The following is a 21,985-nucleotide window of genomic DNA, read 5'->3' on the forward strand; positions in this document are numbered from 1 at the left end:
ACCCCGACGAGGAATAGACGCACCAGCAGCAGAAGTCACACAACAACTAACGATCAACTACTGGCGCAGGACACTAGCCCTCGTCCGGCAGATCGCCGACCCGGTTCTCCCACTTCGTGGAGAGCACGATGGTCGTACGGGTCCGCGAGACGCCCTTGGTGCCGGACAGCCGGCGGATCGTCTTCTCCAGGCCGTCCACGTCGTTCGCCCGCACCTTGAGCATGAACGAGTCGTCGCCCGCGATGAACCAGCAGTCCTCGATCTCGGCGAGATCCTTCAGCCGGCGCGCCACGTCCTCGTGGTCGGCGGCGTCGGAGAGGGAGATGCCGATCAGCGCGGTGACGCCGAGGCCGAGCGAGGCCGCGTTGACGGTCGCGCGGTAGCCGGTGATGACGCCCGCCGTCTCGAGGCGGTTGATCCGGTCGGTGACGCTGGGCCCGGAGAGCCCTACGAGCCGTCCCAGCTCGGCGTACGAGGCCCTGCCGTTTTCCCGGAGGGCCTGGATGAGCTGCCTGTCCACCGCGTCCATATGCCTGGAGCCTTCCATTGTTCAGCAATCCAGCAAGTTTGTATACAGAATCTAAGGCATGCAGGGCTTAATCCCTGCGAATTCTATCAATGATCGGTGCTGCTAGTCCGCCCGGGAGCCACCGAGCTCTCCATCCCAACGGCGGTACAGCTGATGCGGCACACCGGCCGCATCCAGCACCCGCCCCGCGACGAAGTCCACCAGATCCTGGATGTGCGTCGCCCCCGCGTAGAACGCCGGAGAGGCGGGCAGCACCACCGCGCCCGCCTCGTCCAGCGCCACCAGATGCTTCAGCGTCTGTCCGTTCAGCGGGGTCTCCCGCACCGCGACCACCAGTCGGCGCCGCTCCTTGAGCGTCACGCTCGCCACCCGCTGCAGCAAATCCTTCGACAGGCCCAGCGCCACTCCGGCCACGCACGCCGTACTCGCCGGGACGATCAGCATGCCCTTGACCGGGTACGAACCGGAGGACGGCCCCGCCGCCAGGTCCCCGGCCGCCCAGTACCGTACATCGTCCATGCGGCGGGACGCGGACGGGCCGGCGGGGTACGGCTTGCCGTCCGCACCGCGCGCCAGCCACGCCGCCAGGTCCTCGCGCCAGTGCGCGTCCCGGAACGCGATGCCCGTCTCGTCCAGGAGCGTCAGCCGCGAGGCCCGGCTGACAATCAGGTCAACACTCTCGCCCGCCGCGAGCAGCCCGCGCAGCACGGCGGCGGCGTACGGAGTCCCGGACGCGCCGGAGACACCGACGACCCACGGGCGCCGCTGCTGGGTGTGTTCATCTCCGTACGTTCCGGGCTTCACGCGTCCGAGCCTATCCGGCCGCGCCGGGCTGGAACCTGGCCGCCCGTCCCGTGCGTTGTGCCCGGCAAGGGGAAGGGGCATCGCAATGGCGTACGGACCATACGAACCGGTGGCGCCGCGGTCTTCGGGGCCGACGCCGCCGGCGACCGTGGCGGCGGCACGGACCGGCCGGATCAGGACGGCCGCTGTGCTCATGGCCGGCTGGCTGGCGCTGCTGTGGGCGCTGGAAGTGATCGACACGGCGAGCGGGCACGCCCTCGACCAGTACGGCGTATCGCCGCGCGAGATCGGCGAGCTGCGGGACGTCGTGCCCTCCGCGTTCCTGCACTTCGGGTACGACCACGTGGCGTCGAACACCGTCCCACTGCTGATCCTCGGCTTCCTCGCCGCACTGTCGGGCATACGCCGCTGCGCGGCCGTGGTGGCCGTGATCGTCCTGGCCAGCGGGCTGGGCGAGTGGCTGACAGCCCCGGCCAACAGCATCTCGGCCGGCGCCTCGGGCGTCGTCTTCGGTCTCTTCGGCTATCTGCTGGTGCGCGGTTTCGTGGACCGCCGGGCGGCGGACATCGTCATCGGCGTGGTGGTCGCCGCGGTGTACGGCTCATCGATGCTGTGGGGTGTGCTGCCCGGCGACACCGAGGTGAGCTGGCAGGGGCACCTGTTCGGGCTGATCGGCGGCGTGGTGGCGGCGTTCCTGTTCCGGCGCCGGATACCCATCGGCACCTCGGCCGGGGGCTGACCGGACAGGACCTAAGGGCTCAGTCCCCGTACGACCAGGTCGAGGAGGGCGCAGACGAAGAGGACGATCCCGATGAAGCCGTTGACCGTGAAGAACGCCCGGTTCAGGCGTGACAGGTCGTGCGGCTTGACGGTGGTGTGCTCGTAGAGGAAGGCCGCCACGACGACAGCCAGGCCGAACCAGAAGAACGTGCCGGCCCCGGTCGCCAGGGCGTACCAGACGAGCAGCACCGTGGTCAGGAGGTGGCAGGCCCGTGCCCCGTACAGCGCACCGGGCACACCGAAGCGGGCCGGTACGGACATCACGCCCTCGGCGCGGTCCGCCTGGACGTCCTGGCAGGCGAAGATCAGGTCGAATCCGCCGATCCAGATGCCCACGGCCAGCCCGAGGATCACCGCGCCCCAGGACCACTCGCCCGTAACGGCGATCCAGGCGCCGACGGGGCCGATGGCCTGGGCGAGACCGAGGATCGCGTGCGGGTAGTTGGTGAATCGCTTCCCGTACGGATAGACGACCATCGGGATCACGGCGACGGGAGCGAGGGCCAGGCAGAGGGGGTTCAGCAGCGTGGCCGCGCCGAGGAAGACGACCACGGCGACACCCGCGCCGGTCCAGGCGGACCGTACCGAGACCGCGCCGGTCACCAGCTCGCGACCGGCGGTACGGGGATTACGGGCGTCGATCTCGCGGTCGATGATCCGGTTGCAGGCCATCGCGAAGGTCCGCAGGCCCACCATGGCGACCGTGACGAGGAGCAGCGTGACCCAGTCGATGTTCCGGTCAAGCTGGAACATCGCGGTGAGCGAGGCGATGTAGGCGAAGGGCAGGGCGAAGACCGAGTGCTCGATCATCACCAGCCGCAGGAAGGCCCTGGTGCGTCCGGGCTGCGGAACGGCAGCGGCGGCTGAGGTCACAGCCCGTACTCCTTCCAGCGGCGGTCGACCTTCGCCGCCGTGTCCGGGTCGGACTCGACCATGTCGGGCCAGCCGCCGTCCCGGGTGTAGCCCTCCTCGGGCAGCTTCTTCGTCGCGTCGATGCCCGCCTTGCCGCCCCAGAACTGCTGGTAGGACGCGTGGTCGAGGTGGTCGACCGGGCCCTCGACAACCGTGAGGTCGCGGGCGTAGTCGGTGTTGCCGAGCGCCCGCCACGAGACCTCGTGCAGGTCGTGCACATCGCAGTCGGAGTCCACGACCACGATCAGCTTGGTCAGCGACATCATGTGCGCGCCCCAGATCGCGTGCATGACCTTCTGCGCGTGCTTCGGGTACTTCTTGTCGATCGAGACGATCGCGCAGTTGTGGAAGCCGCCCGACTCAGGCAGGTGGTAGTCCACGATGTCCGGCACGATGATCTTGAGCAGGGGGAGGAAGAAGCGCTCGGTGGCGCGGCCCAGCGGCCCGTCCTCCGTCGGCGGGCGGCCCACCACGATCGACTGCAGCAGCGGGCGCTTGCGCATGGTGACGCAGTCGATGGTCAGCGCGGGGAACGGCTCCTGCGGGGTGTAGAAGCCGGTGTGGTCGCCGAATGGCCCCTCCGGCAGCATCTTCCCGGGCTCCAGCCACCCCTCGATGACGACCTCGGCCTGCGCGGGCACCTGGAGCGGCACGGTCTTGCAGTCGACCATCTCGATCCGCTTGCCCTGGACGAAGCCGGCGAAGAGGTACTCGTCGATGTCCCCCGGCAGCGGCGCGGTGGACGCGTACGTCACGGCGGGCGGACAGCCGAAGGCGATCGCGACCGGCAGCCGCTCGCCGCGCTTGGCGGCCACCTGGTAGTGGTTGCGGCTGTCCTTGTGGATCTGCCAGTGCATGCCGATGGTGCGCCGGTCGTGGCGCTGGAGCCGGTACAGCCCCAGATTGCGGACCCCGGTCTCCGGGTGCTTGGTGTGGGTGAGACCGAGGTTGAAGAACGAGCCGCCGTCCTGCGGCCAGGTGAACAGCGCCGGCAGCAGGTCGAGGTCCACGTCGTCGCCGGTGAGGACGACCTCCTGGACCGGAGCGTGGTCAGACTTCACCTTCTTCGGCGGTACGTGCGTCATCGCGCCGAGCTTCCCGAAGGCCTCGCGCACCCCGATGAAGCCCTGCGGCAGCTCCGGCTTGAGCAGCCCGCCGATCTTGTCGCTGATCTCCTCGTACGACTTCAGACCGAGCGCCTTGAGCAGCCGGCGGTCGGTCCCGAAGACGTTCATCGCCAGGGGCATCGCCGAGCCCTTGACGTTCTCGAAGAGGAGCGCCGGGCCACCCGCCTTGTTCACCCGGTCGACGATCTCCCCGACCTCCAGGTATGGGTCGACTTCGGCCTTGATGCGCTTGAGGTCACCCTCGCGCTCCAGCGCCCGGAGCAGCGAGCGAAGATCGTCGTAAGCCATGCCGTCCAGTATCGGCCACCCGCTACCCTGGCCCCGTCACCGGGGCCGGACAGGCCCGTCACCGCTCCCTGGGGGGACCTGCGCCACCATGATCAGATATCTGCCATTCATCCTGATCCTGGCCTTGACGATCTACGCCTTCATCGACTGCCTGAACACCCCCGAGGACGAGGTCAGGCACCTTCCCAAGGTCGTCTGGGTCATCATCATCCTGCTCTTCTCCATCGTCGGCCCGATCGTCTGGTTCGCGGCGGGGAAGCTGCGCCACGCGCCCGCCGGGGGCCGTACGCCTTCGGAGTGGCACCGCAATCACCGCACCGAGTGGGTAGCCCCCGACGACAATCCCGACTTCCTGAAGCAGCTCAAGGACGAGGCTGCATCTTCTGAAAGCGTGAAGGACGAGTCGCTCCTGAACGACTGGGAGGCGGACCTGCGCCGCCGCGAGGAAGAGCTCAAGAAGCGCGACGACAACGGCGGCAAGGACGACAATCCGCCCGCCTCCTGATGGACTGACGCCCATGGACCGCGCACAGGCACAGGACTGGCTCAAGACCGCGGTCGCCGAGGCGCGGGCCGGTCTCGCCGAGGGGGGCGTCCCGATCGGCGCGGCGCTGTACGCAGCCGACGGCACCCTGCTGGGCCGCGGCCACAACCGGCGCGTCCAGGACGGCGACCCGTCGCTGCACGCGGAGACGGCCGCCTTCCGGGCGGCGGGGCGACAGCGCTCGTACCGCGGTACGACGATGGTCACCACCCTCTCGCCCTGCTGGTACTGCAGCGGGCTCGTGCGGCAGTTCGGGATCTCGCGGGTGGTGATCGGCGAGGCCGAGACGTTCCGGGGCGGGCACGACTGGCTGGCGGCGCACGGGGTGGAGGTCGTGCTGCTGGACGATCCGGAGTGCGCGGCCATGATGCGGGAGTTCATCCGGGATCGCCCGGCCCTCTGGAACGAGGACATCGGCGAAGGCTGACGCTCACGCCCGGTCCGCGTACTCCGCCCGTAGCCGCCGCCAGCGGTCCGCCGTCCAGTCGGACCAGGCCGACGCGTCGTGCGGCCGCCCGTCGAGCGCGTCCGTGAGGTACTCGAGGTGGCTGTGCCATCCGGCGAGGCAGTCCAGCCGTTCGGCGTCCGTGCCCCGCCTCTCGTTGGTGAAGCGCACCACCGTCGAGTCCGTCCCGACCGCCTCCAGGTGGAACCGGATCCGCCCGTGGACGCTCACGGTGTACTCGGCGACGTGCTCGGGGTCCCAGGCGGTGACCGTACCGGTGGCCACCGTGGACCGGCCCTCCGTGTCGGTGTTCAGCCACCGCAGGGTGACCGCGCCGCCGATGTGGTGCTCCAGCTCGTCGGCGGCGGCGAGCCACTCCCGCAGGCCCTCCGGCGTGGTCACGGCCGCCCAGATCCGCTGCGCGGTATGCGGCAGATGGAGCTCGTACCGCAGGACGTGGAGATCACCGTCCCGCGTCTCGCTGGTGCCGTACGCGACGGTTTCGGCCATGCCACCAGCCTGACGCGGACGGATGGGATCCGCACCCTGCGTGGATACTTAACGCCAGGACCTTGTGTGATGCGGGGCCCGGCGTCAGACGCCGCCGTAGGAGTGCTTGCCGCTGAGCAGGATGTTCACGCCGTAGTAGTTCCAGATCCAGCAGGCGAAGGCGAACAGCGCCAGGTACGCCGCCTTGCGGCCCTTCCAGCCCGCCGTCGCGCGGGCGTGCAGGTAACAGGCGTACGCGACCCAGGTGACGAAGGACCAGACCTCCTTGGGGTCCCAGCCCCAGTACCGGCCCCAGGCGTCGCCCGCCCAGATCGCGCCCGCGATGATCGTGAAGGTCCACAGCGGGAAGACCGCGGCGTTGACCCGGTACGCGAACTTGTCGAGCGATGCAGCCGACGGCATCCGCTCCAGTACCGACGTGGCGAAGGAACCGGGCTTGCCGCCGCGGGCGAGCTTGCCCTCGTACGCGTCCCGGAAGAGGTACAGCACGGTGCCCACCGCGCCCAGGTAGAAGACGGCCCCGCAGAAGATCGCGGTGGAGACGTGGATCCACAGCCAGTACGAGTCGAGGGCCGGGACCAGCTGGTCGCTTTCGGTGTAGAGCCACTTGGTGGCGACGCCGAGGTCCAGCAGGACGGTGGTGACCAGCGCCAGCCCCAGCCAGCGGACGTTCTTCCGCGCGGCCAGGAAGCCGAGGTACGCGCCGACCGCCACCGTGGAGAAGGTGATGGAGAACTCGTACATGTTGCCCCACGGCGCCCGCTCCACCGACAGGGCGCGGGCAACCACGCCGCCCGCCTCGACGAGGAACGCGAGTGCGGTCAGCGAGACGGCGATACGTCCATAAAGGTCGCCCTGCGCATCCCCGCCCGCCGCGCCGGGGCCGTCCGGGACGTCGCGCGTCCCAGCGGCGGACCGGGTGACGACCTTCGGCTTGTCCAGGACGGCGGTCCCCCCGCCCTGGGCGGCGGCCTTGACCGTGACGGCGGGCGCCGCGGCGGACTGGCCGGACTTGCCGGTCAGCGCGGCGGCGGTACGGCCGACCTTGCTGCGGCTGCCGAAGACCCACTCGGCGATGTGCGCGAGGAAGGCGAGCGTGTAGACCGCCATCGACGAATAGATGAGAACGTTGCTGATGTTGGCCAGGTTCTCGTTGGCCGCGGCAGCGAGAGTCACGCGCGCGCTCCTTCGACAGGATTGTCGGAGTCTGTGGAATCCGCGGGATCTGTGGAATCTGCGAGATCCGCGGGATCGGTGGCAGGCGCGGCGGGCGCCTCCGCAAGCAGTGCAACGGCCAGATCGGCCAGCTCCTCCGGGAGCTTGGCGGACTCGCTGCGGCCGAGGCCCGCCATCTCGACGACGGTGACACCGTCCGCGTTCCGCACGGCCCGCACCCACACCCGGCGCCGCTGGATGAACAGCGAGCCGACGAGTCCGGCGATGGCCGCGATCGCACCGGCGAGGGCGAGACCGCTGCCGGGCTGCTGGGAGATCTGGAAGGTGGCCCAGCGCTCCACACCCTCGAACTTCACCTTGCCGGCGCCGTTCGGCAGCGTCATGGACTCACCGGGCAGCAGCCGCTGCTTGAACAGCTGCCCCTCGGGGTCCTTGAACTCCTTCATCTTGCTGGTTTCGAGTTGGTAGACGTTCTGCGGCAGGCCCGCGTCGACGCCGAGGCTGCCGTGGTAGGCGCTCAGCGCGAGCACCGGGAAGTCCAGGGCCGGGAACTGCGAGAACATCTGCCCCTTGCCCTCGCCCGCGAAGGTCGGCACGAAGAACGCGTTGAAGCCGAGCTGCTCTTCCTTGCCGTTCTTGTCGCGGTATCCGTCGCTCACCTTGACCGCGCCGGTCGAGGTGATGTTGGAGTCGATGGGCAGCAGCGGGACGGCGCTGTTGAAGACCTTCTTGCCGCGCGCGTCGGTGACGGAGACGACGGGTGCGTAGCCGTGCCCGAGGAGGTAGACCTTCGTACCGTCGACCACCAGCGGCTTGTTGACCTCGATCGCGGCCTTCCGCGGCTTCCCGTCGGCGCCCTCGGCATAGGTGACGTACGCCTTGAAGGTGCGGGGCGTGCCCTTCTGGGGGCCGCTCCGCTCGTACGACGCGTCGAAGCGGTCCAGGGTGAAGCTGAACGGCGGGAGGTCGTCGGTGTTGAAGAGGCTGCCGGACCTGAAGTCGTCGTACTGGGTGAGCGTGTTGGCGAAGCCGCTGCCCTTGAGGACCAGCTTGCCGCCCTCGGACTTGAAGAGCTGTCCCGCGGCGAAGGCCACCAGCATCACGATCAGCGCGATATGGAAGAGCAGATTGCCCGCTTCGCGCAGGTAGCCCTTTTCCGCGGCGACCGCGTCGCCGACCGTGTGGGCCCGGAAGCGGCGCTTGGTCAGCAGGTCCCGCGCGGCCGCGAGCACCTGCTCGGGCTCGCCGCCGGTGCGCCAGGTGGTGTACGCGGGCAGCCGGGTCAGCCGTTTCGGCGCGCCCGGCGGCCGGCCGCGGAGCTGGCCGACGAACTGCCAGGTGCGGGGCACGATGCAGCCGATGAGGGAGATGAACAGCAGGATGTAGATCGCCGAGAACCACACCGAGCTGTAGACGTCGAAGAGCTGGAGCTTTTCGAAGAGCGGCGTCCAGAACTCGTGCGTGGCCTTCCAGTCGGCGACCTTGAGCTCGTCCACGCCGGTCTGCGGGACGAGCGAGCCGGGGATCGACCCGAGCGAGAGCAGGAACAGCAGGATCAGCGCGACGCGCATCGACGTCAATTGCCGCCAGAACCAGCGGGTCCAGCCGATGACGCCCATCGTCGGCACCTGGCCGGTCTCTTCCCGGGGGGCGGTGGAGAGCTGGGATCCGGCGGCGCCGAGGTCCTGCTCGTCCGTCGTTTCTGCCTTGCTCATGGACTCAGATCCCCACCGTGAAGCCGTCGGACCACGCCTGCATGTCGCTCACCATGCTGTCCCACACGCCGGTGACGAGCAGCAGGCCGGTGGCGATCATCATGACGCCGCCGATACGCATCACCCACGCGTAGTGCTTCTTGACCCAGCCGAACGCGCCGAGCGCCTTGCGGAACGCCACCGCGGCCACCACGAAGGGCAGGCCGAGGCCGAGGCAGTACGCGACGGTCAGTATGGCCCCGCGGCCGGCGCTGGCCTGGTCGATGGCGAGGGTCTGCACCGCGGAGAGTGTCGGGCCGATGCACGGCGTCCAGCCGATGCCGAACATCACGCCGAGCACCGGCGCGCCCGCGAGGCCCGCGACCGGCCGCTTGTGGAAGCGGAATTCGCGCTGCGTGAGCCAGGGCATCATGCCCATGAAGAAGAGGCCCATGAGGATCACCAGCCCGCCGAGCACCTTGGAGATGATCTCCCGGTGCTCCTGGAGGGTGGAGCCGAAGAAGCCGAACAGCGCGCCGCCGGATACGAACACGGCGGTGAAGCCCAGGACGAAGAGCCCCGCACCCGCGACCATCCGGCCGCGTCTGGCCTCGGCGAGGTCCGCGCCGCTGACTCCGGTGACGTAGGAGAGGTAGCCGGGGACCAGGGGGAGGACACAGGGCGAGAAGAAGGAGACGAGTCCGCCGAGCACTGCGATGGGCAGGGCGAGCAGCAGGGCGCCGCTGAGGACGGTCTCGTTCATCACTTCTCCGCGATCAGCGGGTCGATGATCTTGTGCAGCTTCTTGTCGTCGATGGCGGCCAGCGTGCGCGCCGCGATCTTTCCGTCCTTGTCGAGGACGATCGTCGACGGAATGGCCTGCGGATTCAGGGTCCCCTTGGGGAAGCGCAGCATGAGCTTGCCGATCGGGTCGTACAGGCTGGGGTATTCGACCCCGAACTTCTCCTCGAAGGCGATCGCCGGCTGCTTGGTTTCGTCGCGGGTGTTGATGCCGACGAATTCGACGCCCTTGCTCTTGGTCTCCTTGGCGACCTTGGCGAAGTGCGGCGCCTCGGCCCGGCAGGGCGGGCACCACGAACCCCAGACGTTCAGGACGACGACCTTGCCCTTGAGGGCGGTGACGTCCAGCCGTCCGCCGTCGAGGGTTTCGCCGTCGAGCTTGGGGGCCGCCTTCCGGTCGGCCTTCTTGACCGTGGAGATGCCGTCGGAGCCGGTGACGAAGTTGGTATTGCCCGAACTGCCGGACTTGCCGCCCGACGCCCCGGACTCGCTGCACGCCGAGAGCGTCAGCGCACCGGCCCCGACCACGGCGGTCAGCAGAGCGGCGCGGCGGCGGTACGAGCGGCGGCGGGGGGCGCGGTTACGGCTCATGTGAAAAGTTTCGCATGAGCGTTTTGGGGATCTTGCGCACCCCCCGGCGAAACGTTCAGGCGGTGGCAGTGAGGAAGGTGTTCCAGCCGCCGGCGGGCTGCTGGCCCGGCGCCAGCGTGCGGAGCTTGGCGAGGATCTTCGGGTCCTGCACGTCGATCCAGTCGGTGAACTGCCGGAAGGAGACGAGCCGTACGTCCTTTTTGTCCGCCATGCCCTTCAGTGCCTCTTCCACGGCATCCATATAGATACCGCCGTTCCACTGCTCGAAGTGGTTGCCGATGAACAAGGGTGCGCGGTTGGACTCGTACGCGCGCCGGAAGCCGCCCAGATAGGCCCCGGTCGCCTGCCTCTTCCAGTACGGATAGTTCGAGGGCACGCCGTTCGTCGAATTCTTCGACTGGTTGGCGAGCATGTTGTAGTCCATCGAGAGCACCTCGAAGGAATGACCGGGGAACGGCACGGCCTGCAGGGGGAGATCCCATATGCCCTGCTTCTTGTCCGGCCATACCTGCAGACCGCCGGACGAACTGGCGTCGTAGCGCCAGCCGAGCTTCTTGGCGGTCGGGAGCAGTGTGTCCTGGCCGAGCAGGCAGGGGGTCCGGGCGCCGACGAGTTCCTTCGTGTAGTCGAAGGGAAACGGTTCGAGGTCGGTGAAGCCCGTGTTCGTACGCCAGTTGGTGACGAAGGACACAGCCTGGTCGACTTCGTGTCGCCAGTCGGCGGGCGACCAATTGCCGACCGAGCCGGAACCGCCGCAGAAGTGGCCGTTGAAGTGGGTGCCGATCTCGTGCCCGTCGAGCCATGCCTGACGGACGTTCTTGATCGTCTCCTTCACGTGGTCATCGGTGAGATAGCCGATGTCCGAGGCGCCCACCGGATTGTTCGGCGGCTTGTACAGGCTTTTCTTCGACTCGGGCAGCACATACAGCCCGGAGAGGAAGAACGTGTACGCGGCGCCATGGTCCTTGGCGAGTTTGAGGAAGCGCGGGAACAGGCCGTTGCCCACCTCGCCCGCCCCGTCCCAGGAGAAGATCACGAACTGCGGCGGGGTCTGGCCGGGTTCGAGCGGGACAGGCTTTTCCGGCTGGTTCGGCTGCGGTCCGGTGTCGGCGGTGGAGCCGTCACCGATCAGCTTCACATCGTCCTTGCCGGGGCCGCCGCCCTTCCCTTTCCCCTCGCCCTTTCCGGGGTCCGAAGAGCCCTGCCCGAACGTTCCCCCGGAGCCGCAGCCGGCCATTCCCACCGCCGCTGCCGCCCCAAGTCCGAGTCCGAGCAGACCCCTTCGACTGAAGTCGCGCATTTGACCGTCCCCCGCCCTCAACTCGCCCACTCGCCCACTCAAGTCCCGTCCCTAAACGGACAATGACTGAGAGGCCCGTGACGGGCAGTCGGGTTCCGCGCTACTTCCACATCTTTTGGTAAAGCGATAATGATCTAGGCGCCGAACGCCTTCGACTTTCCCTTGACCGGCTTGGCACCCGCCAGCAGATGCACCGGGACAAGATCCCGGGCCGGCTCGCTGTATCCGACGGACACGATTTTGTCCCCCCGGTACGTGAAGGACGTCAGCGAAGCCAGCGTGCACTGCCGCCTGCGCGGGTCGTGCCACAGCCGCCGTCGCTCGACGAAGCTCCGCACGATCCAGATGGGCAGCTGATGGCTGACGCACACCGCCTCGTGGCCGCGGGCCGCCTCGCGCGCCGTGTCCAGGGCGCCCATCATCCGTACGACCTGGTCGACGTACGGCTCACCCCAGGAAGGCCGGAACGGATTGGTCAGGTGCTTCCAGTTCCCGGGCTTGCGCAGCGCGCCGTCGCCGACGCCGAAGGTCTTGCCCTCGAAGACGTTGCCCGCCTCGATCAGCCGCTCGTCGGTGGCCACATCGAGGCCGTGGACCTTGGCGATCGGGTCGGCCGTCTCCTGCGCGCGCTCCAGCGGCGAGGACACGACATGCGTGATGTCGCGGCTCTCCAGGTGCTCGGCGACCCGGTCGGCCATCTGCCGGCCGAGGTCGGAGAGGTGGTAGCCGGACCGGCGCCCGTAGAGCACGCCGTCCGGGTTCTCCACCTCGCCGTGCCGGATCAGGTGGACGACGGTGATCTCGGCACTCCCGCTCATGCCGTCGCCTCCGCCTCGGCGGCCGCGCGGGCGGCTGCGGGCAGGGCGGCGGCGATGCGCTCGACCGCCCGTTCGTCGTGGGCCGTCGAGACGAACCAGGACTCGAACGCGGACGGCGGCAGATAGACGCCCTGCGCGAGCATCGCGTGGAAGAAACCGGTGAAGCGGAAGGACTCCTGCTTCTTCGCGTCGTCGTAGTCGCGCACCTCGGCGTCCGTGAAGAACACCGAGAACATGTTGCTCGCCGTCTGCAGCCGGTGGGCCACGCCCTCCTTGCTGAGCGCGTCCGTCACCAGGGACCGGATCTCCCGCGACACCGCGTCGACCTTGTCGTACGCCGCGTCGTCGAGCAGCCGCAGCTGCGCGAGACCCGCGGCCGTGGCGACCGGGTTCCCGGAGAGCGTGCCCGCCTGGTAGACGGGTCCGGCCGGGGCGAGGTGGGCCATGACATCGGCGCGGCCGCCGAAGGCCGCGGCCGGGAAGCCGCCTCCCATGACCTTGCCGAAGGTCATCAGGTCCGGCTCGACGCCGTCGATGCCGTACCAGCCGGCCTTCGACGTACGGAAACCGGTCATCACCTCGTCGGAGATGTACAGCGCGCCGTTCTGCGCGCACAGGTCCTTCAGGCCCTGGTTGAAGCCGTCGCGCGGCGGTACGACGCCCATGTTGCCGGGCGAGGCCTCGGTGATCACGCAGGCGATCTCACCGGGCTGCGCGGCGAATGCCTGGCGCACCGCGTCGAGATCGTTGTACGGCAGGACGATCGTGTCGCCGGCCTGGGCACCGGTGACACCGGGGGTGTCCGGCAGCCCGAAGGTCGCGACGCCGGAACCGGCCGCGGCCAGCAGGGCGTCCACATGGCCGTGGTAGCAGCCGGCGAACTTGACGACCTTGGCGCGGCCGGTGAAACCGCGGGCCAGCCGGATCGCCGACATGGTCGCCTCGGTGCCGGACGACACCAGACGTACCTGCTCGACGGGACCGATCCGGGCGACGATCTCCTCCGCCAGGGCGACCTCACCCTCACCTGGCGTACCGAAGGAGGTGCCACGGGCGACGGCGGCCTGGACGGCCTCGATGACGGCGGGGTGGGAGTGGCCGAGGATCATCGGCCCCCACGAGCAGACGAGGTCGACATACTCTCGGCCATCGGCATCGGTGAGGTACGGACCGGTACCGGACACCATGAACCGGGGCGTACCACCCACGGCACGGAAGGCGCGCACGGGAGAGTTCACGCCGCCGGGGGTCACGAGGGACGCGCGGTCGAAAAGCGTCTGCGAAACTGGGGCTTCGTACGGATAGCTCACACAAGCCATGGTGTCAGAGGCTCGGACGGTCTTGCGGACAGGTGTTTCACCGCCCGGCCGTGGGGGAGGTCACTGACACGGTGATCGGGTTGCGCGGCGGGTGCTGTGCCATCTACAAAGCATTCGGGTGAAAGTTATGCATCGCGGTGGCGGAGTGGGCGAGGGGACCGACGACCTGGGTCCCGAGCGTGCCCAGCGGAGCGGACGGCACCGGCGTGGGCGTGGGCGCGACGCGGAGGCCGTGGGAACGGGGAGCAGGAGTGGTGGCCGGGTGGGGGTGACCTACAAGTATTTCGGTGCTCCCGACGGGGCCACGGCAGCCCGCGTGCCAATTTCGATGCGCCCGGAGGAGCTCGGCGGTGACGAGCTCGGCATGGGCGGCATGTTCACCAAGATCAAGCCGGAGACGATGGCCGCGATGGTCCTCACCGGCATCGAGGGCATACCCCTGCACAAGGTGCCCCCGCTCGAGCTCGTCGTACTCCACCCCGACTACGCGGTGGTCAAGCTTCCGATGACGGTGGTCGACCCGCTGCGCGGCATCGGCGAGGAATCGGTAGGCGCGGCGGCGTTCATCTGGTCGACGGTCCCGGACCGGGGCGGCCCGCGCGACGCGTTCAATGTGTACCAGCTGCTTCGCGAATGGCAGGACTTCTCCCACCGCCTGCACGAGGCGGGGCACCAGCCGTACTGCCTGGTCTGGCCCTGAGGCTCACCTTCCCAGTCGTTCCCTGTCGCCGCATTGTGCCCGCCGGTCTAGGGTGACCAACCGTGCGGCAACAGCAGCGGCCCGGCGCGGACGGCGGTGACAGCGACCTGCCTCCGTGTGTCGTGGTGACCGGCGCCGGCGGCCAGATCGGCGGAGCCACCCTGGAGGTCCTCGCGGACCGGCTGCCGGAGCGATGGCGGCTCGTCTCCGTGGACCGCAAGCCGGACCCCCACGTCCCCGACGGCCTGCGGATGCGCGTACACCACCATGTCGTGGACCTGATGGACGCCGCGGCCACCGAAGCGCTGTTCGGGGACCTCGCCGACCTTTTCCAGGTCCGGCACGTCATGGCCATCGCCGGCGGGGCCGACCCGCGCGACGGCGGGCCGAGCGGGTTCGATCTGCCGGACCCGGCCGTCTTCCGCGACAGTGTCGGCGCCAACCTGCTGATGCCTTATCACGTCTGCCACGCCGCCCACGGCGTCATGCGGCACGTCCCCGGCGACCGCTCGGTCACCTTCTGCTCCTCCGTCAACGCCCTCGGCGCCTGGGGCCGCCCCGCCTACTCGGCCGCGAAGGCCGGCCTGCTCGCCCTGGCCCGTACGCTCGCGGTCGCGACCGCACCCGCCGGCATCCGGGTCAACGCCGTGGCTCCGGGAAGCGTCCTCGCCTACGACGGCACGCTGGGGCGGGAGCAGGACCCGGCCATCGTCGCGGAGCTTCGGCGGTCCATCCCCCTCGGGAAACCGGCCACTCCGGACGATGTGGCCCGCGCCTTCGCCGCGCTGGCCCTGGATCTCACGCACGTCACCGGCCAGACTCTGGTCGTGGACGGCGGCCAGGACGCCCGCCGGCGGACACCAACGGTGTGATCAGGCCATTTTTGGCCGGTGAAGCCCTCTTGCGCCCACTCCCCGCGTGCCGATGCACAGAGCGTCGGCACTGACATCGAGGGAGACCCGACGTGGGCGACATTCTGCTGGCTCTGTGCATTCCGTTCATGGTGTGCGCGAGCGGGATCTACGCCGGCTGTGAGTGCCTGTGGCGACGCCTGCATCCGGCGCCCCCACCTCCGCCCCCGCCCCCGTACGCCCAGCACGCCGCGAGGGTGGCCGAGTGTGAGCTGCTGGCCGCCGCGGAGGCCGTCGTCGCCGAGTCGTACGCCGTGATCGGCGGCCTTTACCTCACGCCGGACGCGGTCGCGGGGCAGGCCCCGCAACGGAATCCGGCCACGGTCAGGGGCTTGGCGTCCAGCGCGGGTTCCGGCCGGTCGACGCCAGCAGCTCCTCGAACGGCGTCACCCCGCCCGGCACCGGACACGGCTCCGCGAACACCTTCATCTGCCGGGCCGTCGGACCCATCTGCGCCACCAGCGCGGCGAGCGCACGGACACCCGCCTCGTCCGGCGTGAAGTCCTGCCCGGTCGCCCGGGCCAGATCCCAGACGTGCACGGTCAGGTCGAGCAGCACCATCGAGCCGACCGTCCGAGCCGGGAGGTTCATGGCACCCGTGCTGCCTTCCTCGGCGCCGGGCGCCGCCCAGGCCGCGATGAGCAGCCCCGTCTCCTCGGCGAACCGGCCGCGCCAGTCTCCTCGCAGGTAGTCGGGCGTGTGCGAGAAGTCCGAGTCCTTCTTGGCCGCGAGTGCCTGGAAATTGACGACCACGTGGAACAGGTGGTTGAGCAGATCGCGTACGTCGTACTCGGCGCACGGCGTGCGCTTGCCGAGCTCCTGGTCGTCCACGCCACGTACCACGGGCTCAGCGTGCGCGGCGGCTGCTTCGAGCAGGTCACTGATCTTGTCGGTCATGTCCTCGACGGTATGAGCGCCCAGCCCCCGGCGGCTTGAAGAAACGCGACATAGGATCGCCGCCATGGCAGGTCCACGACGCGACACCCGGGGCATCGTCGACGCCCCAGAACTCTTCGCGCGCGTACGATTCCGCCGCCGCGAGCCGGCCGAGCCGTTGCGGCCGTATCTGGAGCACTACTGGCTGATCGACTGGGATCTGGCGGAGCCGTACGCGTCGCACGTCGTCCCGCACCCGTCCGTCAACATCGTCTTCCAGCGGTACGGGCAGACCGGGGACTTCGGGGAGGTCGCCGGGATCGGCCTGGAGCTCTTCACCCAGAAGCTGGAGGGCCGCGGCCGGGTGTGCGGAATCCAGTTCCGGCCGGGCGGCTTCCGCCCCTTCCTGCCGGGCCGACCGGGCCCTACAGGCACTCACGGCCGTCCGGGCCGGCCGGGCCGGCCGGTGTCGGAGCTGACCGGACGGCGGATCCCGCTCCCCGACGTGTTCCCCAGCTGCTCCGCCGCCCCTCCCCTGGTGCTCGGGCCGGAGCCGGACGACGCCCGCGTCGCCGCCCTCGACGACTTCCTGCTCGCCCTCCACCCGGTACCCGACCCACAGGCCGACCGCGCCATGGCCCTCGCGGACCGTATCCGCAGGGACCGTTCGATCCGCCGCGTCGCCGAACTCGCCGACGCGGCGGGGCTGTCCACGCGCTCGCTGCAGCGGCTGTTCGCCGCGTACGTGGGCGTCAGCCCCAAGTGGGTCATCCTGCGCTACCGCATCCACGAGGCCCTGGAACGCGCCGGGACGGACGCCGCCGTGGACTGGGCCGGGCTCGCCACCGAACTCGGCTACAGCGACCAGGCCCACCTGGTCCGGGACTTCACCGCGCGGGTGGGCGTGCCGCCGACGGCGTACGCGCAACCGCAGCCGCAGCCCCAGCCCGTTGTCGGACCCTCGCCGTAGATTGTGGTCATGGAGACGGACGTACGGCTGGAGACCTGGTCGGACGGCGATTTCGGCCTGCTCCGGCGGAACAACGCACCCGAGATGACCGAGCATCTGGGCGGGCCCGAGTCCGAGGAGCAGCTGACCGCGCGGCATCAGCGCTATCTGAACATCGAAACGACCGGTACGGGCCGGATGTTCCGGATCGTGCTGGCCGAGACCGGGGAAGCGGTCGGGGCCATCGGGTACTGGGAGCGGGTCTGGCAGGGCGAGACGGTGTACGAAACCGGGTGGGGCGTGCTGCCCGAGTTCCAGGGCCGGGGCATCGCCGTCGCGGCGGCCAGGGCCGTCGCGGAGCACGCCGGAGCGGCCGGCATGCACCGGTACCTCCACGCGTTCCCGTCCGTAGGCCACGCCGCGTCGAACGCGGTCTGCCGGAAGGCCGGCTTCGAACTCGTCGGCGCGTGCACCTTCGAGTACCCCAAGGGGCACTTCATGGAGTCCAACGACTGGCGCATGGCCCTGACTCCGCACTGAACGACGGCCTGCGCCAGTGAGCGAGGCCCGACCGCCGCCCGCCGCTTGACGCGCGGGGCCTCTTCGCGGATATTTATCTGCGTGACGCAGTTTCTGTGCAACGCAATCTCACTGCCTTGAGGAACCCCATGACGGGGTAGCGCCGAGGTAAGCCCAAAAGGGGCCATGGGATGATCTTGAAGCCGTGAAGGCAGCCTCTTCCCGCTTCGGCGGACGTGGGGTTCGCGGCGTCGATAGCCTGCCGGGATGAGCGAGCAGATGAGGCGGGGCGAGGCTCCGGCCACGGTCGAGCAGGTCGCCGCGGCGATGGCCGCGCTGGGGCTGTACGGCGGGGAGAACACCCCGGAGGAGCACGCGGAGGAGGCGGCCCGGCTCGGCGGGGCGGACGCGTACCGGGTGCGGATGGTCAACGCGTTGCTCGGCGTGGTCCAGGCCGAGGCGGCGATGGCCGACGGGGTGAAGCTGGACGAAGAGGCCCACCACGCGGCGTGGGAGGAACAGCTCAAGGCCGCCGGGGCCGGGCTGGACGACCCGGGGCGGCGGCTGGAGTTCATCCGCTGGCAGGTCCTGCGGGCCGGCACCCCGCTGAGGCTGATGGCGCAGAACCGGGAGGTCGGGCCGATCCCGCTGGCCGCCGCGCACGCTGCGACCGGGCTGCACCTGCTGCTCGGCGTGATCGCCGCCAGCCAGGATGCCGTTGCCACCGGCGATGTGGAGACCCTGGCCGCGCAAGCCGGACAGCTGGAGGCGGCCCGCGAGGCGCTACAGAACGCGATGGACAACACCGACGTGCTGCTGAACATGCTCAAGTCGGTGGGCCTGTAGGACCGTTGAGGCTCTACGCTGAGCGGAGCCGTCCCGGTGGCCTCCCCCGTGCCACCGGGACGGCTTTCGTAGGGGGCCAGCTGAGATACGGCCGAAATCCCGCGTTCGGGTATGGGCGTCCGTGGCGCTGGCTAGCGTGATCGTCGTCTGTCTGCTGTACGACGAGAGGACCGCTGGTGCCCGAACTGCCCACCCCGACGCGGCTGTCACCGATCCGCGATGACCATGCCTGGCACTTCCCGGACATCAACGGCCACCGCACGCACGTGCGGCTGCGGGTGTGGCCGACCAAGGAGGGTGGGCATCTGGTCGTCGCCACCGACCTGGAGTTGGGCGCCGGACTGATCAACGTGGCCGAAAGCCTGGTGCGGGCCTGCGTGCGGGAATTTGGCCCTTCGGTGACGGTGGTGCGGCACTTCACCCCGTACACGATGAGCGCGTTCGAGCGCGACTCGTTCGATGTCCTGACGCCTCTGGACGAGAAGGGCATCGCCCGGCCGAAGCGGTGCACCGAGGAGATCCTGAAGCTGCTCGGAGCGAGTGTCGTGGGCTTTCCCGGGGATGCTCCGCCCGGCCCGGCCGATGCCGAGGCCCCGGTGGTGGGACCGCAGAGCGTCCACCTGGCGCGGCTGGTGGCGGCCTCTCTGCGGCTGACCCAGACCCGCGTCACCGAGCGGCGGCCCAACGGCTACCCGACGAAGAACGGCCCGGTGGCTGAGCCGGACCTCGATGCGATCAGCCAGCTCCGCCTGACCGCCCCAGTGCTCAACCACCTCTCGCACTTCGTCGGCGGCATCGTCGCCGACCGGGACGGGACGGCGGCCGGCGCGAAGCGGGAGAAGAAGCTGGCCAGGGTCGTCGAGGCGCTCCAGAAGCAGGCGTGGGCGCTGACGGAGCTGTGCGACGAGCTGGTGAACGAGGAGCGCGAGCAGAGCTGACCGGGCCCTGCTCAGCACAGGATGTGCCGCCCGTAGCGCACCAGGGGCTCGGCGAGCGGACGGTGGCAGATCTCGCAGACCGGCTCCCCGCTCGCTGGCCGGGGCACCGGCCGCACGGGCGGCAGCGGAGTGGGCACCCAGGGGCGCCGGGCCTGGCGGGTGGCGGCTTCGCGCCGCCACCGCACGGCCTGTTCGTGATCACGCTGGGCTTGGTTGGCGTCCCGCCGTACGCGGGCGGCCTGTTCGGCCAGGCGCTCGGTCATCGCGGGCGGGAACGTCACGCCGTCGGCGTCCAGGCCGAGGTCGGCGAGCGGGAAGCGTTCACGGACAACCGGGTCGCCGGCGCACGGCGGGTGGTGCGGCCCGAACAGGCGCAGGTCCTTCGTCCACCACTGCGGGCAGCGCTCGTGGGGCTCCCCGAGTCGGGCCTCGGCTGTTTCGTCGCGGTGGTAGAGCGTCCAGGCCGGGGTGCCTTCGGCGAACAGGACGTGCGGGATGCGGGTGTCCGGGCGCATGAACCACACGTCCCGCACGCCGGCGGCGGCGTAGTCGCGGTGCCGGGCCTGCCACAGTTCGTCGGTGATCAGCTCGCGCTGGGCTTCCAGCGCCAGGCGGGCGCCGTCGTCGAGGACGACGTGGACGTCCGCGCGCCGGTCGCGGTGCTCGGTCCACTGCTCCAGTCGCACCCGGGTGACGTTGGACAGGGTGGCCGCCCAGCGGGCGAGCCGGTGCTTGGCGTTGATGTGCCAGACCGTCTCGCGGTTGTGCCCGCCGGGCGGGGCGGTTCCGGCCGGGTGCGCGAAGTGCGGCCGGACAAGGCCGCCGATCCGGCCGCGGGCCAGCAGCGGCACTTCGTGGCCACCGGCGCGTCGACGCCGCGCCAGCAGTAGAAGCACACCACCGTCTCCCGCCGCCCGTAGCCGAGCGCCCGCCACTGTTCCAGGGGGCGGTCGCCAATGTGGACTTCGGTCTGCGTCTCCAGGTCGAACCCGACCACCAGCAGGTCGTCCAGCACCGGACACTCCTCTCAACTCACCCGAATCGTGTACGCAGAGCATCGCAACGGGCACTGACAGTCCCCTCCCCTCAAGTCCGCACAGCAGAACCGAATTCGGGCGGATGCTCGACCGTGGCGGCTCGGCCGCAACTGCCGCAGTAAATGCCGGATTTACTGCGGCAGAGCCGATACGGTCTCCCCGGCACCCCGCCGACGGCCTCGCATGTTCGACCGAGCATGATCACGAGCGGAGGAGGCGAGGTGTACGCATTTACTGCGGCAGAGCCGGAAGGAGTCGACGGGTGGCAATCGAACGGGCGACCGCGCCGGAGAACGGGGGCGCGCTGCGGGTGCCGCGCGCCCGGGTCGTGCCGCTGTCCGCCCCCGTCGTACGAAGCCGCGGTCGAGCGGTATCTCACCGGCGCTGGCATCGCGAAGTCCTCCGCACGGATCTACCGGATCTCGCTCACCACCTGGGGGTGGATGCTGCGCGGCGAGCCGGCGCCGACCGGACCGGCCCGCCGCGGCGCCAAGCCCGCACCCTTCGACCTGACGGCCATCGACGACCCCGGCCTGCCACCGGTGCTCGCCGAACTCGCGGCGGCCCGCGCGGACGAGATGGACGCAGACACCGTCAACCGCGAACTGTCCATCGCGCGCAAGGCGATCGGCTGGGGGCAGGCCCAGGGCTGGATCGAGGCCGACCCCACGATCGGCATCGAGCGCCGCCCGGCGCCGCCGGACCGCACGAAAGCACTGTCCAAGCCTCAGATCGCCGCCCTGTGGCAACTGGACGCGTCCGTGCGGGAGAAGACGTTCTGGAAGCTCCTCTACGAGAGCGCCGCACGGGCGGAGGAGATCCTGTGCCTGAACATCGAGGAACTGTTCCCCGCCGACAAACGCGGCCGTGTCGTCTCCAAGGGCGGCGCCATCGAGTGGATTCACTGGCAGTCCGGCACCGCCCAGCTCCTGCCCCGCCTCACCGCTGGCCGCACCCACGGCCCGCTCTTCCTCACCGACCGCAAAGCCCCCGCCCGCACCCCCAGCCTGGACATCTGCCCGACCGCCGGCCGAGCGAGGCTGTCCTACCGCCGCGCGGAAGAATCTTCGAGGAGAGCACCCGGCTGCTGGCCAACCCCCTCGCCAGCCCCGACGGCTTCGACGACCTGGAAGGGTGGACGCTCCACCGGCTCCGCCACAGTGCGCTGACACACGACGCCGAAGACGGCACCTCAACGCCGATGCTGCTGGCCCGCTCCCGGCACGCCTCCGTACGGTCGTTGGAGAGGTACGCCCGGCCCAGCGTCGACGCCGTCGCCCAGCACGTCGCCGAGCGCGACCCAGCCGCCCGCCGCCCGCCGCCCGCCGCCCGCCGCCGTAGGTGAACCCGGGCGGTCAGGGCTTCAAAATGGCCCACCGTAGGCGCCAGGGGCGACAGCACCGGCAGTGACCTGCGCGAACGCCAACCCTATCCACAGCGCGTGCCGCCGCTTGCGCTCGCCGTCGTGCCAGTGCAGCCAGAACGGCTGCGAAGCGATCCCCACGACGTCCGCGCGTGTCCCCGATGGAGCCCTTGACCGAGGACGCGACGTCTGCGACGCGGGTTTGTAC

At 69.9% G+C, this 21,985-nt stretch carries 25 protein-coding genes; 11 read left to right on the plus strand and 14 right to left on the minus strand.

The window, feature by feature from the left end; genetic code table 11:
• Positions 1 to 73 precede the first annotated feature (73 nt).
• Both NLX86_RS29485 and NLX86_RS29490 read right to left on the minus strand, forming a co-directional pair.
• Positions 74 to 529, minus strand: a complete 456-nt coding sequence (locus NLX86_RS29485) for an Lrp/AsnC family transcriptional regulator (RefSeq protein ID WP_254374860.1) — start codon at positions 527 to 529, stop codon at positions 74 to 76.
• A gap of 102 nt (positions 530 to 631) precedes the next feature.
• Positions 632 to 1,333: a UbiX family flavin prenyltransferase gene (locus NLX86_RS29490; protein WP_254374861.1), complete on the minus strand. Its 702-nt coding sequence runs from the start codon at positions 1,331 to 1,333 to the stop codon at positions 632 to 634.
• Positions 1,334 to 1,526: 193 nt separating this feature from the next.
• On the opposite strand from NLX86_RS29490, the gene NLX86_RS29495 reads away from it, so the two are divergent.
• Entirely contained in the window at positions 1,527 to 2,072 is a 546-nt protein-coding gene (locus NLX86_RS29495) for a rhomboid family intramembrane serine protease (RefSeq protein ID WP_254374926.1), read from the plus strand.
• A gap of 11 nt (positions 2,073 to 2,083) precedes the next feature.
• On the opposite strand, the gene mqnP is transcribed toward NLX86_RS29495, so the two are convergent.
• Both mqnP and NLX86_RS29505 read right to left on the minus strand, forming a co-directional pair.
• On the minus strand, positions 2,084 to 2,986 hold the full coding sequence (mqnP, locus tag NLX86_RS29500) for a menaquinone biosynthesis prenyltransferase MqnP (RefSeq protein ID WP_254374862.1): 903 nt from the start codon (positions 2,984 to 2,986) through the stop codon (positions 2,084 to 2,086).
• On the minus strand, positions 2,983 to 4,440 hold the full coding sequence (locus NLX86_RS29505; RefSeq protein WP_254374863.1) for a menaquinone biosynthesis decarboxylase: 1,458 nt from the start codon (positions 4,438 to 4,440) through the stop codon (positions 2,983 to 2,985). The genes mqnP and NLX86_RS29505 overlap by 4 nt, the downstream gene beginning before the upstream one ends.
• An 88-nt stretch (positions 4,441 to 4,528) precedes the next feature.
• Here NLX86_RS29505 and NLX86_RS29510 point away from each other — a divergent pair, with 88 nt between their 5' ends.
• Both NLX86_RS29510 and NLX86_RS29515 read left to right on the plus strand, forming a co-directional pair.
• The gene (locus NLX86_RS29510; RefSeq protein ID WP_254374864.1) at positions 4,529 to 4,945 is read left to right on the plus strand and encodes a PLD nuclease N-terminal domain-containing protein; all 417 of its coding nucleotides are present in this window, start codon (positions 4,529 to 4,531) and stop codon (positions 4,943 to 4,945) included.
• 13 nt (positions 4,946 to 4,958) lie between these two features.
• Positions 4,959 to 5,411, plus strand: coding sequence for a nucleoside deaminase (locus NLX86_RS29515; RefSeq protein ID WP_254374865.1), 453 nt, complete (start codon positions 4,959 to 4,961; stop codon positions 5,409 to 5,411).
• Positions 5,412 to 5,414: 3 nt separating this feature from the next.
• On the opposite strand, the gene NLX86_RS29520 is transcribed toward NLX86_RS29515, so the two are convergent.
• From NLX86_RS29520 to hemL, 8 genes are all read right to left on the minus strand, one after another.
• Positions 5,415 to 5,939, minus strand: coding sequence for an SRPBCC domain-containing protein (locus NLX86_RS29520; RefSeq protein WP_254374866.1), 525 nt, complete (start codon positions 5,937 to 5,939; stop codon positions 5,415 to 5,417).
• 84 nt (positions 5,940 to 6,023) lie between these two features.
• Entirely contained in the window at positions 6,024 to 7,115 is a 1,092-nt protein-coding gene (ccsB, locus tag NLX86_RS29525; protein ID WP_254374867.1) for a c-type cytochrome biogenesis protein CcsB, read from the minus strand.
• Positions 7,112 to 8,830 carry a cytochrome c biogenesis protein ResB gene (locus NLX86_RS29530; protein WP_254374868.1) on the minus strand — a complete coding sequence of 573 codons (1,719 nt, stop codon included), beginning with the start codon at positions 8,828 to 8,830 and terminating at the stop codon, positions 7,112 to 7,114. The genes ccsB and NLX86_RS29530 overlap by 4 nt, the downstream gene beginning before the upstream one ends.
• Positions 8,831 to 8,834: 4 nt before the next feature.
• Positions 8,835 to 9,572, minus strand: coding sequence for a cytochrome c biogenesis CcdA family protein (locus NLX86_RS29535; RefSeq protein WP_254374869.1), 738 nt, complete (start codon positions 9,570 to 9,572; stop codon positions 8,835 to 8,837).
• On the minus strand, positions 9,572 to 10,201 hold the full coding sequence (locus tag NLX86_RS29540; protein ID WP_254374870.1) for a TlpA disulfide reductase family protein: 630 nt from the start codon (positions 10,199 to 10,201) through the stop codon (positions 9,572 to 9,574). The genes NLX86_RS29535 and NLX86_RS29540 overlap by 1 nt, the downstream gene beginning before the upstream one ends.
• Positions 10,202 to 10,256: 55 nt before the next feature.
• Complete coding sequence (locus NLX86_RS29545; protein WP_254374871.1) at positions 10,257 to 11,501, minus strand: hypothetical protein; 1,245 nt, start codon at positions 11,499 to 11,501, stop codon at positions 10,257 to 10,259.
• Positions 11,502 to 11,635: 134 nt separating this feature from the next.
• On the minus strand, positions 11,636 to 12,319 hold the full coding sequence (locus NLX86_RS29550; RefSeq protein WP_254374872.1) for a histidine phosphatase family protein: 684 nt from the start codon (positions 12,317 to 12,319) through the stop codon (positions 11,636 to 11,638).
• Positions 12,316 to 13,629, minus strand: a complete 1,314-nt coding sequence (gene hemL / locus NLX86_RS29555) for a glutamate-1-semialdehyde 2,1-aminomutase (RefSeq protein ID WP_254374873.1) — start codon at positions 13,627 to 13,629, stop codon at positions 12,316 to 12,318. The genes NLX86_RS29550 and hemL overlap by 4 nt, the downstream gene beginning before the upstream one ends.
• A 136-nt stretch (positions 13,630 to 13,765) precedes the next feature.
• On the opposite strand from hemL, the gene NLX86_RS29560 reads away from it, so the two are divergent.
• Both NLX86_RS29560 and NLX86_RS29565 read left to right on the plus strand, forming a co-directional pair.
• Positions 13,766 to 14,338, plus strand: a complete 573-nt coding sequence (locus tag NLX86_RS29560; RefSeq protein WP_254374927.1) for a hypothetical protein — start codon at positions 13,766 to 13,768, stop codon at positions 14,336 to 14,338.
• Between the two features lie 62 nt (positions 14,339 to 14,400).
• Entirely contained in the window at positions 14,401 to 15,210 is an 810-nt protein-coding gene (locus tag NLX86_RS29565) for an SDR family oxidoreductase (RefSeq protein ID WP_254374874.1), read from the plus strand.
• Between the two features lie 363 nt (positions 15,211 to 15,573).
• Here the strand turns inward: NLX86_RS29565 and NLX86_RS29570 are convergent, their stop codons facing one another.
• Positions 15,574 to 16,146 (minus strand): TIGR03086 family metal-binding protein, encoded by a 573-nt coding sequence (locus NLX86_RS29570; protein WP_254374875.1) that lies wholly within the window; start codon positions 16,144 to 16,146, stop codon positions 15,574 to 15,576.
• A 64-nt stretch (positions 16,147 to 16,210) separates the two neighbouring features.
• On the opposite strand from NLX86_RS29570, the gene NLX86_RS29575 reads away from it, so the two are divergent.
• The 4 genes from NLX86_RS29575 (at position 16,211) to NLX86_RS29590 (ending at position 19,377) form a co-directional block, all read left to right on the plus strand.
• Positions 16,211 to 17,095 (plus strand): helix-turn-helix domain-containing protein, encoded by an 885-nt coding sequence (locus NLX86_RS29575; protein WP_254374876.1) that lies wholly within the window; start codon positions 16,211 to 16,213, stop codon positions 17,093 to 17,095.
• A 9-nt stretch (positions 17,096 to 17,104) separates the two neighbouring features.
• The gene (locus tag NLX86_RS29580; RefSeq protein ID WP_254374877.1) at positions 17,105 to 17,614 is read left to right on the plus strand and encodes a GNAT family N-acetyltransferase; all 510 of its coding nucleotides are present in this window, start codon (positions 17,105 to 17,107) and stop codon (positions 17,612 to 17,614) included.
• A 246-nt stretch (positions 17,615 to 17,860) separates the two neighbouring features.
• On the plus strand, positions 17,861 to 18,439 hold the full coding sequence (locus tag NLX86_RS29585) for a DUF6245 family protein (protein ID WP_254374878.1): 579 nt from the start codon (positions 17,861 to 17,863) through the stop codon (positions 18,437 to 18,439).
• 176 nt (positions 18,440 to 18,615) lie between these two features.
• A complete protein-coding gene (locus tag NLX86_RS29590) occupies positions 18,616 to 19,377 on the plus strand; it encodes a hypothetical protein (protein ID WP_254374879.1) in 762 nt (253 codons plus the stop codon).
• Between the two features lie 11 nt (positions 19,378 to 19,388).
• On the opposite strand, the gene NLX86_RS29595 is transcribed toward NLX86_RS29590, so the two are convergent.
• A complete protein-coding gene (locus tag NLX86_RS29595) occupies positions 19,389 to 20,273 on the minus strand; it encodes a competence protein CoiA family protein (RefSeq protein WP_254374880.1) in 885 nt (294 codons plus the stop codon).
• 584 nt (positions 20,274 to 20,857) lie between these two features.
• Here NLX86_RS29595 and NLX86_RS29600 point away from each other — a divergent pair.
• Together NLX86_RS29600 and NLX86_RS29605 are read left to right on the plus strand one after the other, a co-directional pair.
• On the plus strand, positions 20,858 to 21,583 hold the full coding sequence (locus tag NLX86_RS29600; RefSeq protein ID WP_254374881.1) for a hypothetical protein: 726 nt from the start codon (positions 20,858 to 20,860) through the stop codon (positions 21,581 to 21,583).
• A 32-nt stretch (positions 21,584 to 21,615) separates the two neighbouring features.
• On the plus strand, positions 21,616 to 21,759 hold the full coding sequence (locus NLX86_RS29605; protein WP_254374882.1) for a PmrA: 144 nt from the start codon (positions 21,616 to 21,618) through the stop codon (positions 21,757 to 21,759).
• The last annotated feature ends 226 nt before the right edge of the window (positions 21,760 to 21,985 follow it).

The organism is Streptomyces sp. A3M-1-3, from assembly GCF_024213665.1.
GTDB lineage: Bacteria > Actinomycetota > Actinomycetes > Streptomycetales > Streptomycetaceae > Streptomyces.